Origin of the sequence: Saccharopolyspora sp. NPDC049357, from assembly GCF_040677225.1 — a bacterium.
Lineage (GTDB): Bacteria > Actinomycetota > Actinomycetes > Mycobacteriales > Pseudonocardiaceae > Saccharopolyspora.
The window spans coordinates 1-15,922 of sequence record NZ_JBFAQJ010000002.1; the positions used below are offsets into that span (position 1 = coordinate 1).

Sequence of the window (15,922 nt, forward strand, 5' to 3'; positions counted from 1 at the left end):
TGGTCAGGGGCATAAAAGAACACTAACCAAAACAGTCCACTGTTGAGTTCTCAAAGAACACACCCACACCATCGCCACAACCCCATTTCCAGGGCCGCAAACTCCGGGGAGTCATTTCCTCGTTCTTGTGTTGGTAACTCTAGCAGGCTCTCTTTTCGGCGTTTTCAGGGGGGTCCCCTTACTTTCTCGCCGGAAGCGCGAGCCATATTCGAGTTATCAACTGCCGGTCGGACGCGGAACCGGAGCTCCGCCTCTACCTAGCGACCGCTTTACGTTACCCGGTGCGCTCCGCGGTGTCAAACCGCGCGCCCCGAACCGGTCTGCGCTGTCACGTGGGCCCGAACCGAGTTCGGAACCTCGTGGCGCTCCCGGTGCCGTTCGCCGCGAACCCTCCGCGTCGTTCGGCTTTCCGTGCGACAAAGAGAAAGTTACGCACACTCTGCGTCAATGTCAAATCGCCTGGTCAGATCTTGACGCCACCCGTTCGGCCCAGTGTGATCACTTCTGCTTCGGCCGCAGCCAGAGCTTCACGCTGCTTCCACCGCCGGCCGCCTTCATCGCTTCCAGCAGGTCAGAGGCCTCGACCGGACGGTCGCGGCCGACCGGCACCAGTTCGTAACCCCACGTGCCGAACTCACGGAGCGCAGCCGCCGGATCATCGCCGAGGCCGCTGATCGCGTCCGGTGTGAACGAGCACACGATCGAGGGACGATCGCGGCGCAGCAACCGCACCAGGCCTCCCAGGACCCGGTGGACCCTGGCGCCCACGTCCACGTGCACCACGGAGAGCTTGAGCTTCTCCAGCGAGGCGTGGTTCTCCAGCTCCTTGTCGAGCCGGAACGCCGGCACCCGGTCGCCTTGTTCCTGCTCGGCATCCGGCGCGATCGGGCTGACCGACACGCCGCCGGCGAGTGCGGGTTCGCCCGCGAGCTCCCCCGGGCCGTCCCAGGCCGCGCCCTCGATGAGCAGCAGCCGGTTGGCCCACGCCGAGGGCACGTTCATCTCGACGTTGTGCTTGAGCAGCGCGCGAGCCTGCTGGCTGGGTTCGACCGCGACGACCGCGCCGCTGTTCCCGAGCCTGCTCAGCACCCGCACGGTCTGGTAACCGACGTAGGCGCCCACGTCGAGGAACACACCGTCCGGTTCGAGCAGCGAATCGATGAGCGCGGAGGTGTCGGCGTCCCAGGAGGGGTTCGACGACAACCACGGCAGCATCAGCGCGTCGTCCGCGGGCAGGCGCATCAGCCCCGCATCGCAGAGCACCGGCGTCGTGGTGCCGTCACCTCCACCGGTGGCGCGCTCGTGCTCGCGCAGCAGGATCCGCTGCAGCACATCGGTGCGCTGCAACGCGTTCGCCGCGTCGCCCGCCGCGCTGCGGACCCCGGATTCGAGGTCGTGCCGAGGTTGCCTGGCCTCCATCGCGTCCATGCGGTCGAGGACCTTCTCCAGCGCGCCGGTGAGGCCGTCGATGCGTTCGGCGAGCGCGTCGACCCGCTCGTCCGAGCCGCCGGTGCTCGCCGGGACCCCCGACTCCTCCAGGCGCCGGAGCCTGCGGTGCTGGTCCGCGAGGTCCGCTCGGGCGCGGACCAGGCCGTCGTCGGTGCCGACCAGCTGCGCGCCGAACTGGTCCTGCCTGCGCAGCAGCTGCGCGAGCTCGGCGCGCATGCCTTCGGCGTCGCCGTCGCCGTCCGACTCGTACTGGCGGCGCAGCAGCTCGCCCGCGGTCTGCTCGACCCCGTCGACCAGCGAGCGCAGCACGTCGCGGATGTGGTCGTCGTAGTGGCTCAGCGCGCGCAGCACCGCCTTGCGCAGGGTCGGGGCGATCGCGTTGGTGCCGCCCTGACCCACTTCCGGGGCTCGGTGCAGCGCGTGCCGCGCCACCAGCAGCGGGCGCAGCGGGTCGTCGAACTGGCCGTGCTTGTCACCGGACCACTTGGTGCGCCAGTTGCCGTAGGCGTGCTCGACGCGTTCCCGCAGGCGAGCGCCCGCACGGGCCACGGTGTGCGTGCCCAGCAACGTCTCCCTGGCGGCGATGCCGAAGGCCGCGGTGCCTTCGGGGTCGTCAGCGGCGTCGCGCATGATCTCGGCGGCGGCCTCGACGTCCGGTTCGCTGACGCCCTGGCAGGGCACGAGGCGCGCGCACTCGGCGCCGAGGAGTTCGGCGACCGCGCCGTGCTCACCAGCGATGACCGGCACACCGTGCGCGGCGACCTCCAGCAGCCGCAGGGCGTGCTCATCACCGGCGTCGCCCCGGTGCAGCGAGACGAAGCAGTCCGCGGCCGCGAGCAGCGCGTGCAGGTCGACGTCGGTTTCGACGAGCCGCACGCGGGGATCCGCGGCGGTGGCCAGGCGGAGCCGTTCGGCGGCCTCCGGGTGGCGGGCTGCTCCGTTCACCGCCATCAGCAGGCGCACGTCCTCGCGCTCGGCGAACGCGGTGAGGAACGCCGACACGAGTCCGAGCGCGTTGTCCGCGCGTTCTGCGGCGTGGTCGACGTGGGCGGCGATGACGAACTCGTCGGAGAGCTCGAACCGCGCGCGGGCTCCCTTGCGGGTCGGCAGGTCGATGCGCTCGCGCTCCGGTGCGGGCAGCGTGACCACGCGCGTCTTGAACCCGTTCCGGCGGACCGCGAGGCGGCTGCTCTCCGACAGCACCCAGGTCTCGGCCGCGTCCGAGCCGAGGCCGCCGCTGCCGGTGTGCACGTCGATGACGTAGCGGCCCGCCGGCACGGACAGGCCGGGCGCGCAGCGCAGCACCACCGGGTAGTAGGCGGTGTCGGCGGAGGGCAGGCCGGAGGCGCCGACAGCGGTGCGCATCAGGTCGGCGAGCGGTCCGCTGCCCAGGACCGCGACCCCGAGCTGGTCCACGAGCGCCAGGTCACCGCCGGTGCGGCGGTGCACCGCCTCGGCAGGCACCCGACCGCTGGCCACCCCGACGCCCGCGCACCACTCGTGGAACGCCTCGGCGTCGGCACCGAAGGGATCGGGGTAGTCGCGGCGGAGCAGGGCGTCGTCCGCCCAGACCGCCGCCGTCCAGCGGGATCCGCCGGAGGTGCGCTGCCGGTCGTCGGCCGGGGCGCAGGCCCATTCCTTGAACGCCGTGGCTCCGTCGGGTTCGAACGGGCTCGGCGGTGCGTCGCCGTCGCCGAGCCAAGCGTCGAGGTACTGCCTGCGGAGGCTGTCGGGCAGCAGGACGCCGTCGGCCAGGGCGTCGAAGGGGTGCGGTTGTTCGCGGCTGTAGCCGGCCTCGACGAGGGCGTTGCGGTAGCTCGCGCACAGCCCGGCCAGCACCGGGTTCTCCGACAGCAGAAGTCGCGGGTTGTCGGCGTAGTCGGCCGACAGCAGCCACGGGCGCTGCGGCTGGAAGCCGTCGAAGTGCACGCTGCGCAGCACCGATCCGTCCACGACGTGCTCGCCGTCGGCGACGTCCAGTCGGCGCTGCGCGGCGTTGAACACCGACAGCCCGACGCCCGGATCGCGGATCACCTCGTGGTCGACCAGCGCGGGGGCGCCGTCGAGGACGGGCGCGGTCATCGTGGGGTCGTGGCGCAGCTGCTCGATCCAGGTGGTCAGCAGGTCCTCGGCGCCGGGGCGGACCGCGAAGGCGCTGGAGTCGAAGGTGCCGGATTCGGCGAGGTCAGCGGGGCTGGGGCGCAGTCCGTCGGCGGCCAGCGGGTGCAGCACGCGGGGAACCAGGGCGACCGGGCGTTCGGCGGTCAGCCCGGCGACGAGTTCGGTGAACGGGCCGAAGACCTGCACCCAGGGTTCGAAGTGCAGCACGGTCGAGCCCGACCGGAGCAGGTGCTTGAGCAGTCGCGGACGCAGCACGCCGCGGAGCTGCTCGGCGGTGCAGCCGATGGCCAGTCTGGCGAACTCCTGCGGGTCGACGCCGATGTCGGTGATCGACAGCGCGTCGGGCTCGTCGCGGACGGCGTCGGGCTCGTCGACGATCAGCAGGACGAACCCGGATCCGGGGTGGTGCTCGCGGAAGCTCTTCCGCAGCACGCGCGCCGCGGGCAGCTGGTCGCGACAGGCCAGGGTGCAGCCGAGCAGGGTGAGCGCGGAGGACCGGCCCGCGGCCGGCTGCTCGGCGGGCCACTCCGGTTCGAGGGACGACTGCTCCAGAACGCCCGACTGGAGCTCGACGGCGGACTCGCCGGAGCGCGTTTCGTCGTGCTCGGGGTGCGGCTGCGAATCAGTCACGCCCGCAACCTATCGCCCCACGGATCTCAGAAGAACTCCATGGTCCCATCAGGCAACCGGCGAAGCCGGTTTCTCCTTGCCCCACCTGAGCAACTCGCACCGCCGGGGGTTCTGAGCGGTGCTGTGGCGAGCACGCCTCGACGCCGTGTTTGGACACATAAGTCGAGGCGCGCGGAGTCCACAGCGCCGCTCAGGTTCCCCTACCCGCACCGCTGAGCAAGAAGAGCACGGATTCCGTTACAACACCGGGAGCATCGAGGAGAGCTCGTACGGGGTGACCCGGCTCCGGTAGTTGTTCCACTCCTCGCGCTTGTTGCGCAGGAAGAAGTTGAACACCTCCTCGCCGAGGGTTTCGGCGACGAGCTCGGAGTTCTCCATCTCGCCGAGCGCCTCGGTGAGGTTCTGCGGCAGGTTGGCGTAGCCGGCGGCCTTGCGCTCGTGCTCGGTGAGGCTCCAGACGTCGTCCTCGGTGGCCGGCGGCAGTTCGTAGCCCTTCTCCACCCCGCGCAGGCCGGCGGCGAGGATCACCGCGTAGGCCAGGTACGGGTTGCAGGCCGAGTCGGGGTTGCGGACCTCGACGCGACGGGACGAGGACTTGCCCGGCGAGTACATCGGCACCCTGACCAGCGCGGACCGGTTGGCGTGACCCCAGCAGACCGCGGTCGGGGCTTCACCGCCGACGACGAGCCGCTTGTAGGAGTTCACCCATTGGTTGGTCACGGCGCTGATCTCGCGCGCGTGGTGCAGGATGCCCGCGAGGAACGCCCGGCCGGTCTCGGACAGCTCGTACGGGTCCTCGGGGTGGTAGAAGGCGTTCTGGTCGCCTTCGAAGAGGCTGAAGTGGGTGTGCATGCCCGAGCCCGGCTGGTTGCTGAAGGGCTTGGGCATGAACGAGGCGCGCACGCCCTGGGTGATCGCGACTTCCTTGACCACGTAGCGGAAGGTCATCACGTTGTCGGCCATCGTGAGCGCGTCGGCGTAGCGCAGGTCGATCTCCTGCTGGCCGGGTGCGCCCTCGTGGTGGCTGAACTCCACGGAGATGCCCATCGCTTCGAGGGTTTCGATGGCGTTGCGGCGGAAGTGCGGGGCCGCGTCGTGGCTGGACTGGTCGAAGTAGCCGCCGGAGTCGGCGGGCTCGGGCTCGCTGCCGTCGCCGGGAAGCCCCTTGAGCAGGAAGAACTCGATCTCGGGGTGCACGTAGCAGGTGAAGCCGGATTCGGTGGCGCGCGACAGGGTCCGGCGCAGGACGTGCCGCGGGTCCGACCAGCAGGGCGATCCGTCGGGCATCTGGATGTCGCAGAACATCCGGGCCGAGTAGTGCTCGCCGTCTGCGGTTTCCCAGGGCAGCACTTGGAACGTGCTCGGATCGGGCTTGGCGACCATGTCCGACTCGTAGACGCGGGCGAAGCCCTCGATCGCCGAGCCGTCGAACCCGATGCCCTCGGCGAAGGCGCCCTCCAGTTCCGCAGGCGAGATCGCCACTGACTTGAGCATGCCGAGGACGTCGGTGAACCACAGCCGCACGAAGCGGATGTCACGTTCCTCCAGGGTGCGGAGCACAAACTCCTGCTGGCGGTTCATGCCCGCACTCTAACTTCCTGGCCTCGGGATCGTCTTGATCGGCGCGGCAGGTCACGAGCTGGTGCCGAGGTGTTTACTAGAACCCGATGGCAGCGACCATCAACGGCAGCACGAGTCCGATGACGAGCGCGCCGGCCACGTCGAACACCGCACCGGAGCGGATCATCTTGGTGATCGGGACCGCGCCCGAACCGTAGACCACGGCGTTCTGGGGTGTGGAGACCGGCAGCATGAACCCGAAGGACGCCGCGAAGGTGGCGGCCAGGGCGGGCACGAACGGATTGGTCCCCGCCGCCAGGGCCACCGGGATGACGATCGGCACCACCACCGAAGCGGCGGCGGTGTTGGAGGTCGTCTCGGAGACCAGCACCGCCAGCACGATCGCGAAGACGGTGATCGCGATGCCGCTGGTCAGGCCCAGCGACCCGGCCGTTCCCTCGCCGATGGTCTTGGCGAGTTCGGTGTCGGCGAGCAGCGAGCCGAAGATGATGCCGGTGCCGAACAGCACCACCGTGCCCCAGTCGATGCGGGAGGCTTCGGTCCAGGTGAGCGTGAAGCGGCGCTGGGACCAGTCGGTGGGCAGCAGGAACAGCAGGGAGGCGCCGAGGACGGCGACGATGCCCTCGTCGAGGCGGTCGCTGACGGCGTCGTAGGCGGCCGAGTCGTTGCCCGCGATCAGCGCGACGAACCCGGGCGTCACCCACAGCACGACGGTGATCGCGAAGGCGACCAGGGTGTTCTTCTCCGCGCGCGACAGCGGGCCGAGCTTGGCGCGCTCCCCGGCGACGTACTCCTCGACGCCGGTCAGCTTCTTGATCTCCGGGCGGTTGAGCAGCAGGAGCGACACGGCCAGCACCGCGAACATCACCAGGCACACGGGTGCCGCCATGGCCATCCACTGCAGGAAGGAGATGCGCTGGCCGGTGACCTCCTCGATCAGGCCGCGGCCGATGAGGTTCGGCGGCGAGCCGATCGGGGTGAGCAGTCCGCCGACGCTCGCGCCGTAGGCGAGCATGAGCATCAGGGCGACGCCGACGCGCAGTCGCAGCGGGTCGAAGCGTTCGCCCTCCGGCAGCTGCTGGCGGACGAGTTCGGCGATGACGGCGAGGATGCCGACGGCGGTGGGCAGCAGCATCGCGACCGTGGCGGTGTTGGACACCACGGCCGAGAGCAGGCAGGTGATCAGGCCGAACGCGGTGATGACCCGCCAGGCGCTCTTGCCGACGCCCGGCAGCGACAGGATGGTGAAGGCGAAGCGCCTGGCCACGCCGTGCCGCAGCATCGCCTGCGCGAGGATGAACGCCCCGATGAAGGTGAACACCGTCGAGGAGCCGAACGGTGCGAGCACGTCGTCCGGCGGCATGACGCCGAGGACCACCACAGCCGCGACCCCGATCAGCCCGCCCACCGGGATCGGCACCGGTTCGCACACCCACAGCACGATCACCCCGAGCAGCACGGCGGCGAGCTTGTGCTGGGCTGGTTCGAGCTGGGTCGGCAGGAGCAGGAACAGGATGGTCAACGCCGGGGCGAGGAACAGGCCGGTGGTGCGGCGGGCGCGTTCGAACCGCTCCTCCGCCGGGGAGAGCACCTGTTCACCGAGGCTCTTGTACGTGCTGCCGGAGAGGAGCACCGAAGTCACGCTCTGCTCCGCGGGCTTCCCGCCCGTTTCGTCCGCATGATCCATGCGCCGACGATAGGCGCCATGTGACCTGTTTCACCACCGCTCGCGGCGAGCGGATCGATCAACCCGAGCAGCGGGTTCCCTCCGGCGGAACCTGGAGATCGACCAGGTACTTCGTCCCCGCTTCGTCCACGCAGCTCACGCCCTGCATGTACACCGTGTGCTGGGTGCCCTCGTAGGTCAGCAGCCTGCCGTGCAGCGCCTGCGCGAGCTGCACGCCCGCCTGGTACGGCGTGGCCGGGTCCGCGGTGGTGGAGATGACCAGCACCGGCGGCAGCGCGCCGACCTGCGGCTGGGTGGGCTCGCCGGTCACCGGGACCGGCCAGAACGCGCACATGTCGCGGGCCGAGGTCGGCGGGTTGCCGTCGTCGAGGAACGGCGCGGCCTCCCGGTAGCGGCGGTCGGCCTTGCGGACCTCCTCTGGATCCGTGACCCGCTTGTCGTCGACGCAGTGGATCGCGTCGAAGGCGTCGGTGGTGTTGCTGTAGCGGCCGCTGGACTCCCGGCCGAAGTAGCTGTCGGCCAGGCTCAGCATCGTCTGACCGCGGCGCTGCTGGAGTTCGGCGAGCCCGGTCTCGAGGGTCTCCCACAGCGTCGGCGCGTAGAGCGCTTGGATCGCCGCCATGGTGGCGTCCGGATAGGACAGTTCGCGGCCGTAGCCCGCCTGCACCGGGTCGTCGACCAGCGGGCGGGTCAGCTGCTGGAACCGGCTGACCGCCTGCTTCGGGTCGTTGCCGAGCGCGCACTGCGAGCGGGCCGCGCACCAGTCGGCGAAGTCGTCGAATGCGCGCTGGAAGCCCGCGCCCTGCGCCACGAGCGCGTCCACCGTGGTCTGCCCGGGATCGATCGCGCCGTCGAGCACCATCGCGCGGACGTTGCCGGGGAAGCTCTCGGCGTACTCCGAGCCGATCCGGGTGCCGTACGAGTAGCCGAGGTAGTTCAGCTTCTGTTCGCCCAGCGCGGAGCGCAGCACGTCCAGGTCTCGCACCACGTCGCGGGTTCCGACGTTGGCGAGCATGTCCACGCCGGTGCGCTGGGCGCACTTGCCCGCGTACTCGCGCTCCTCCTGCTCGGACCGGGCGACGCCGGGCGGGGAGGTGTCGGCGTCGGAGTCGAGGCGTTCGGCGTCGCGCTCGGAGTCGCTGAGGCAGCGCACCGCCGGTTCGGAAGCACCGATGCCGCGCGGGTCGAAGCCGACCAGGTCGAAGCGCTCCCCCAGCTCGCTGTCGCTGACGCTCGTGGTCAGGCTCGCCGCCGCGCTCATCCCCGACGCACCGGGGCCGCCCGGGTTGACCGTCAGGGCTCCGATGCGCGACTGCTGGTCGGTGGCCGGTTTGCGCAGGACGCCGATCCGGATCGTCTTGGCTTCCGGATGCGCGTAGTCCATCGGCACTTCCAGCCGCGCGCACTCCAGAGCCGGGTCCTGGAACGCGGTCCGATCGGCGGAAGTGGTGGCGTAGCGGGAGCACGGGCCCCACGCGAGTTCCTGGCCGTAGAACCGCTCGAGTCCGGTGGGGATCGGGCCGACCGGCCCCTTGCGCTCGTTGTGCGGTTGCAGGGCTTGGTCGCCCTGGACGCCGCAACCTCCGGCGACCAGCACGAGCAGGGCCATCGCGGTGAGCACACGGTGTGGTCGGGCCATTCCGAGATCGTGACATGAACATGCCCATGTGATTCATGTCGGGCAGGGGCACGCCACCTGAGCGGGTGCGCGAAGATGGGCGCATGCCCCAGTTGCGGATCGCACTCGCACAGGTCAACACGTGTGTCGGCGACGTCGCCGGCAACAGCTCGATGGTCCGGGACTGGACTCGGCGGGCTGTGCAGGACGGCGCCCACGTGGTGGCGTTCCCGGAGATGACCCTGTCCGGTTATCCGATCGAGGACCTGACGCTGCGCAAGTCGTTCGCCGCCGCGAACCGCGACGCGCTGGAGCAGCTGGCGCGCGATCTCCAGGCCGACGGCTGCGGTGACGCGCTGGTCGTCGTCGGTCACCTCGGGCGGGACGACGAGGGACCGCGCAACTCCGCGTCGCTGCTCTACAGCGGCGAGGTCGTGGCCACCTACAACAAGCACCACCTGCCGAACTACGGCGTCTTCGACGAGGCGCGCAACTTCGCTCCCGGCTTCGAGCTGCCGATCGTCAAGCTGCACGGCGTCGACGTCGGTGTCGTGATCTGCGAGGACATCTGGCAGAACGGCGGTCCGGTGGCGGCGCTGGGCAAGGTCGGCGTGGACGTGGTCGTGTGCATCAACGCCTCGCCGTACGAGCGTTCCAAGGACGACCAGCGGGTGCCGCTGGTGTCGGCGCGCGCGGTCGAGGCCGGTGCCCCGCTGGCCTACGTGAACCTGGTGGGCGCGCAGGACGAGCTGGTCTTCGACGGCGATTCGCTGGTCGCCGACGCCGAGGGGCGGATCATCGCGCGGGCGCCGCAGTTCGCCGAGCACCTGCTGGTCGCCGATCTGGAGCTGACCTCGGGCGGGCACACCTCGACGACGGTTCCGGCCGAGCCGGGTCCGATCCGGATGCCCGCCTTCGACGTGAGCCGGATCGTCCTGCAGCCCGAGCCGGCGCCGAGCTACGAGCCGCGTCCGCTGCCGGTGCCCGCCGAACCGCTGTCCGACGAGGCCGAGGTGTGGGGCGCGCTGGTCACGGGTCTTCGCGACTACGTGCACAAGAACGGCGCGCGGACGGTGACGTTCGGGTTCTCGGGCGGCATCGACTCGGCGGTGTGCGCGGCTCTGGCCGTCGACGCGCTGGGCCCGGATTCGGTCTACGGCGTGTCGATGCCGTCGGTGTACTCCTCGGAGCACTCGCGCTCGGACGCCGCCGACCTGGCTCGACGGCTCGGCTGCCACTTCGAGACCCACGCCGTCGCCGACATGGTCGACGTCTACGTGCGGCAGCTGCAGCTGACCGGGCTCGCCGAGGAGAACGTGCAGGCCCGGGTGCGCGGCGTGCTGCTGATGGCGCTGTCGAACCAGCACGATCACCTGGTGCTGGCCACCGGCAACAAGACCGAGCTGGCGGTGGGCTACTCGACGATCTACGGCGATGCGGTGGGTGCGTTCGCGCCGATCAAGGACGTCCCGAAGACGTTGGTGTGGAAGCTCGCCCGGTGGCGCAACGACGCCGCCGAGAAGCGCGGTGAGGTGCCGCCGATCCCGGAGAACTCGATCAGCAAGGTCCCGTCGGCCGAGCTGCGCCCGGATCAGACCGACCAGGACTCGCTGCCCGAGTACGACGTGCTGGACGTGGTCCTGGACGGCTACGTGGAGGGCGACAAGGGCTACCAGGACCTGGTGTCGGACGGTTTCGACGCGGAGCTGGTCGAGCGGGTGCTGCGGATGGTCGACGGCGCGGAGTTCAAGCGCCGGCAGTACCCGCCGGGCACCAAGATCACGTTCAAGGCGTTCGGCCGCGACCGCCGGCTGCCCATCACCAACCGCTGGCGCGAGATCGCGCCGTAGGCGTCTCGCCTCGGGTGGGTCCGAACTGACCGCGCAAGAGGGGCGGTTCGGACCGGAACCGTCCTGCTCCGGCAGCCGCCACCCGAACGTGAGGGGAAGCGCGGACCCTAGACTCGCGGGAACTCGTTTCGGGGAGCCGCTGGACGGCTGACCGCGTTCGTCCGAGGCATTGGGGGCCGGTTGTGTGGGTTGTGCATGCGCTGTGCGACTCCGCGGACCGGCTGCTGGTGTGGGCGGAGGACTCGGAGCTGCCCGCTCGGGTGCCCGGCCGGGCTCCCGCCGGGGTCCTGGCGCATCCGTTCGGGGTCCCCGCGGACGAGCTGATCCAGGCGCTCGCCGTCGAGGGCGTCGCCGTCGACGGCGTTGAGCTGGCGCTCCCGTCGTTCGCCGCCGCGCCGGTGGCGTCACCCGAGCTCGTCCGGGACCCGCTGACCGCAGGAGCCGCACCGCGCGGGAAGTTGCGGCTGCGGCACTGGCAGGTGCCCGCCGTGGCGATCCGGCCCGCCGACCTGCCCGAACTGCTCGCCGCCGAACTGCCCGGGTGCCGGATCGGGTCGGACGCGCGGTTCCTGCGCGAGCTCGCCGACTTCGCCGAAGCCCTGGTCGCGGGTGGACGGGTGCTTCCCTCGCTGGTCTTCGAGGACGAGCGGCCCGCCGCGCGCTGGACCCCGGCGCTGTCGGGTTCCGACTCGGCGCGGTTCGTCGCGCTGCGCGAGTCCATGCCGCACGCGCTGCGCGCAGCCGGCGGCGACGCCCCGGAGAAGGTCCTGCACGCGGCGCTCAACGCGCTCGTCGACGGCATCGCCCGCAGCAGGCTCACCGGTGAGCTCACCGAGGGCAGAGGTGTCGCGGCGGCCTGGCTCAACGCGCTGTCCGGTGCACCGCACTTCGACGGCGACCGCGCCCAGCTGCGGAAGCTCGCCCACCAGCTGGAGTCCTGGCGCAGCGGCCTCGCCGGGCAGAGCCCGCTGCGCACCTGCTTCCGGCTGCACGCACCGGACGACGACGATCCCGACTGGATCGTGGAGTTCATGCTGCAGGCCGTCGACGACCCGGGCGTGCTCATCTCCGCCCAGGACGTGTGGGCCGACAACACCCAGGTGCTGCGGCGCTGGGTTGACCAGCCGCAGGAACTGCTGCTCGCCGAACTCGGCCGGGCCAGCCGGATCTGCCCCGAGCTCGACACCGCGCTGCGCTCCTCGCACCCGACCGAGCTGGTGCTCGACACCGAGGGCGCCTACGAGTTCCTCAGCCGGGCCGCCCAGCTCGACCAGGCCGGATTCGCCGTCCTGCTGCCGTCCTGGTGGGGACGCAGTCAGCGCCAGCTCGGCCTGAAGCTCAACGCCACCAGTTCCGGGACGGCGGGCGCGGTCACCAAGGAATCCGGCATCGACAAGAACGCCCTGATCGACTACCGCTGGGAACTGGCGCTGGGCAACGAGACCCTGACCAAGGACGAGCTCGCCGAACTGGCCGCCGCCAAGGTCCCGCTGGTGCGGATGCGCGGCCGCTGGGTCCAGGTCGACCGCAAGCGGCTCGCCGCCGGGCTGGCGATGCTGGAGCAGGACGCGACCGGCCAGATGACCGCCCTCGACCTGCTCAAGCAGGCCGGTGGCGAAGGCGAGGAGCAGCGACCGCTGCCGGTCGTGGAGGTCAACGCCACCGGCTGGCTCGGCGAGCTGATGTCCGGCCAGGCCGACCAGCACCTCGAACCCGTCGACCCGCCCGCCGGTTTCGGCGCGACGCTGCGTCCGTACCAGCGGCGCGGGCTGGCGTGGCTGGTGTTCCTGAACCGGCTCGGCCTCGGCGGGTGCCTGGCCGACGACATGGGCCTGGGCAAGACCGTGCAGCTGCTCGCGCTGGAAGCCCTCACCCGCCAGGAGGAATCCCGTCCTCCGACGCTGCTGGTGTGCCTGATGTCGGTGGTCGGGAACTGGCAGCGCGAGGCGGAGCGCTTCGCACCCGGTCTGCGAGTGCACGTCCACCACGGCGGCCGGAGGCTCAGCGGCGAGGACCTGCGCGAGGAAGTGGAGCGCTACGACCTGGTGATCACCACCTATCCGCTGGCCGCGCGGGACTCCGAGGGGCTGCGCGAGATCCGCTGGGAACGGGTGGTCCTGGACGAGGCGCAGAACATCAAGAACAGCAATTCCCGCCAGGCCAAGGCGGTTCGCGGCCTGTCGGCCCGGCAGCGGATCGCGCTGACCGGCACGCCGGTGGAGAACCGGCTGGCCGAGCTCTGGTCCATCATGGACTTCGCGAACCCGGGAATCCTCGGGTCGCTGAGCACCTTCCGCGCCCGCTACGCCGTTCCGGTCGAGCGCGACGGCGACACCGACGCGGCGGCCAGGCTGCGCAGGGTCACCGGCCCGTTCGTGCTGCGACGGGTCAAGACCGATCCAGCGGTCATCAGCGACCTGCCGGACAAGATCGAGATGAAGCAGCTGTGCAACCTCACCTCCGAGCAGGCCACGCTCTACCAGGCGGTGGTGGACGACATGCTCGCGCGCATCGCCGAGAGCGAGGGCATGGAGCGCCGGGGGCTGGTGCTGGCGACGATGTCCAAGCTCAAGCAGGTCTGCAACCACCCCGCCCAGCTGCTCAGCGACGGCTCGGCGCTGTCCGGCCGCTCCGGCAAGCTGGCGCGGCTGGAGGAACTCCTCGAATCCGTGCTCGCCGAAGGTGACAAGGCCCTGGTGTTCACCCAGTTCGCCGAGTTCGGCGGGCACCTCGTGCCGCACCTGTCGGCGCGCTTCGACACCGAGGTGCCGTTCCTGCACGGCGGGACGCCGAAGAAGACCCGCGACGCCATGGTCGAGCGGTTCCAGGACCCCGAGGGGCCGAAGATCTTCCTGCTGTCGTTGAAGGCGGGCGGCACCGGGCTGACGCTGACCGCCGCCAACCACGTCATCCACCTCGACCGCTGGTGGAATCCGGCCGTCGAGGACCAGGCCACCGACCGGGCGTTCCGCATCGGGCAGCGCCAGGACGTGCAGGTGCGCAAGCTGACCTGCATCGGGACCCTGGAGGAGAAGATCGACAAGATGATCGAGGACAAGAAGGCGCTGGCGCAGCTGGTGGTGGGCAGCGGCGAGAACTGGCTGACCGAGCTGTCCACCCAGCAGCTGCGCGAGCTGGTCACGCTGGACGCGGAGGCGACCGGTGCCTGAGCAGTGGAAGTTCGAGGCGCGGGGACCGATCCGGGTCACCGGCGGTATCAAGGCGCGCAGCAAGCGCGGCACGATCGCGCAGACCTGGTGGTCGCAGCGGTTCATCGAGGTGCTGGAGTCGTTCGGCATGGGCGGCCGGTTGCAGCGCGGCAAGAACTACGCGCGCTCCGGCCAGGTGCTGAACATGACCCTGTCGACCAGCGTCGTGGTCGGCCTCGTGCAGGGCTCCCGGGAGGAGCCGTACCGGGCGCGGATCGGCATCAAGGCGTTCACCTCGCAGCAGTGGGCGCACATCGAGCGGGAGCTGGCGGGCCAGGCGCTGTACGCGGCGAAGCTGCTGGCCGGGGAGATGCCGACCGACCTGGAGCAGGTGTTCGCCGAACTCGGGCTGGAGCTGTTCCCGTCGACGATGCGCGAGCTGACCATGGACTGCACGTGCCCGGACTGGGAGATTCCGTGCAAGCACCTGGCCGCGACCTGCTACCTGCTCGCCGAGTCCTTCGACGAGGACCCGTTCCAGATCCTGGCGTGGCGCGGCCGCCGCCGGGAGGAACTGCTCGACCGGCTGCGCGCGCTGCGCGGCACCCAGCAGGTCACGCCCGAGGAGACCTCGGAGGAGGCGCCGCTGTCGGATCACCTCCACGACTTCTGGACCAGCCCCTCCCCCGCCGGAACCCCCGAGTCCGCCACGAGCGGGACTCCTGTGCTCGACGAGCTGGAGCCGCTGCCGCTGAAGGTGAACGGCACCGCGGTCACCGACCTGCTGCGGCCGGCGTACCGGGCGTTCACCGGATGAGCGGTGCGGGGAGGGGAGTACCCCCAGGTGGCTCCCCTCCCCGACTCGGCACGACTCCCACGCGCTCCGACCGTTAGACGCTTCCCACCGCACGAGGTTGCCTGCCGGGATTTCCCGTTATTACCGGACTTCGCGGCCCGGGTCTGGCTTTCCCGGTGTCGGCGGGTTATGCCTTGTCCCGAACGAAGATCGGGAGGGCGCATGCGCTGGGTGAAGTTCGGCATCGGGTTGGTCATGGCCACGGCGGTGACGGTGGGGTGCTCCGCACCGCCGCCGCAACCGGCGCCGAACCGGCTGCAGGAGGTGGAGGAGCGCGGTGAGCTGCGGATCTGCAGCACCGGCGACTACCGGCCGTTCACCTACCGCGACGCCGCCGGGGCGTGGAGCGGCATCGACATCGACGTCGCCCGCGACATGGCGGCCGAGCTCGGCGTGCGCGCCACCATCGTGCCCACCACGTGGAAGACGCTGCTGGACGACTTCGCCCAGCGCTGCGACATCGCCGTCGGCGGTGTGTCGGTGACGTTGGAGCGGGCGCAGCAGGCGTTCTTCAGCACGTCGTTCGGGGTGGACGGCAAGACGCCGATCACGCGCTGCGAGAACGCCGCCCGCTTCCAGACGCTGGAGCAGATCGACCAGCACGGCGTGCGCGCCGTGGTCAACCCGGGTGGCACGAACGAGAAGTTCGCCAAGCAGAACCTCAAGCGCGCCACCATCGTCGAGCACCCGGACAACAACACGATCTTCCAGCAGATCATCGACGGCCACGCCGACCTGATGATGACCGACTCATCGGAGACCCGCTGGCAGGCCCGGCAGCACCCGGAGCTGTGCCCGGTGCACCCGGAACAGCCGTTCACCTTCGCCGAGAAGGCCTACCTGCTGCCGCAGGGCGACGTGGTCTTCCAGCAGTGGGTCGACCACTACCTCGACATCGCCCGCAACGACGGCACCTACCAGCGCTTCGCCGCGCCCTGGATCGGCTGACCGGCTGTGATGTGAGGCAGCAGTCATCGCCTC

At 70.5% G+C, this 15,922-nt stretch carries 8 protein-coding genes; 4 read left to right on the forward strand and 4 right to left on the reverse strand.

All coding sequences use genetic code 11. The features are described 5' to 3' along the window. Window positions 1-498: 498 nt before the first annotated feature. The 4 genes from AB0J91_RS01650 to AB0J91_RS01665 all read right to left on the reverse strand — a co-directional run bounded on the left by AB0J91_RS01650 (window position 499) and on the right by AB0J91_RS01665 (window position 9,107). Window positions 499-4,200 carry an FkbM family methyltransferase gene (locus AB0J91_RS01650; protein ID WP_363863034.1) on the reverse strand — a complete coding sequence of 1,234 codons (3,702 nt, stop codon included), beginning with the start codon at window positions 4,198-4,200 and terminating at the stop codon, window positions 499-501. Window positions 4,201-4,437: 237 nt separating this feature from the next. Then, the gene (locus tag AB0J91_RS01655; protein ID WP_363789308.1) at window positions 4,438-5,781 is read right to left on the reverse strand and encodes a glutamine synthetase family protein; all 1,344 of its coding nucleotides are present in this window, start codon (window positions 5,779-5,781) and stop codon (window positions 4,438-4,440) included. Window positions 5,782-5,857: 76 nt separating this feature from the next. Next, on the reverse strand, window positions 5,858-7,468 hold the full coding sequence (locus tag AB0J91_RS01660; protein ID WP_363863037.1) for a DASS family sodium-coupled anion symporter: 1,611 nt from the start codon (window positions 7,466-7,468) through the stop codon (window positions 5,858-5,860). A 58-nt stretch (window positions 7,469-7,526) separates the two neighbouring features. Beyond that, window positions 7,527-9,107: an alpha/beta hydrolase gene (locus AB0J91_RS01665; RefSeq protein WP_363863040.1), complete on the reverse strand. Its 1,581-nt coding sequence runs from the start codon at window positions 9,105-9,107 to the stop codon at window positions 7,527-7,529. A gap of 83 nt (window positions 9,108-9,190) precedes the next feature. On the opposite strand from AB0J91_RS01665, the gene AB0J91_RS01670 reads away from it, so the two are divergent. From AB0J91_RS01670 to AB0J91_RS01685, 4 genes are all read left to right on the forward strand, one after another. Further along, window positions 9,191-10,936, forward strand: a complete 1,746-nt coding sequence (locus AB0J91_RS01670; protein ID WP_363863043.1) for an NAD+ synthase — start codon at window positions 9,191-9,193, stop codon at window positions 10,934-10,936. Between the two features lie 182 nt (window positions 10,937-11,118). Continuing rightward, window positions 11,119-14,106, forward strand: a complete 2,988-nt coding sequence (locus AB0J91_RS01675) for a DEAD/DEAH box helicase (RefSeq protein ID WP_363863046.1) — start codon at window positions 11,119-11,121, stop codon at window positions 14,104-14,106. Then, on the forward strand, window positions 14,099-14,902 hold the full coding sequence (locus tag AB0J91_RS01680) for an SWIM zinc finger family protein (RefSeq protein WP_363863049.1): 804 nt from the start codon (window positions 14,099-14,101) through the stop codon (window positions 14,900-14,902). The genes AB0J91_RS01675 and AB0J91_RS01680 overlap by 8 nt, the downstream gene beginning before the upstream one ends. 234 nt (window positions 14,903-15,136) lie before the next feature. After that, window positions 15,137-15,889, forward strand: coding sequence for a transporter substrate-binding domain-containing protein (locus AB0J91_RS01685; protein ID WP_363863642.1), 753 nt, complete (start codon window positions 15,137-15,139; stop codon window positions 15,887-15,889). The last annotated feature ends 33 nt before the right edge of the window (window positions 15,890-15,922 follow it).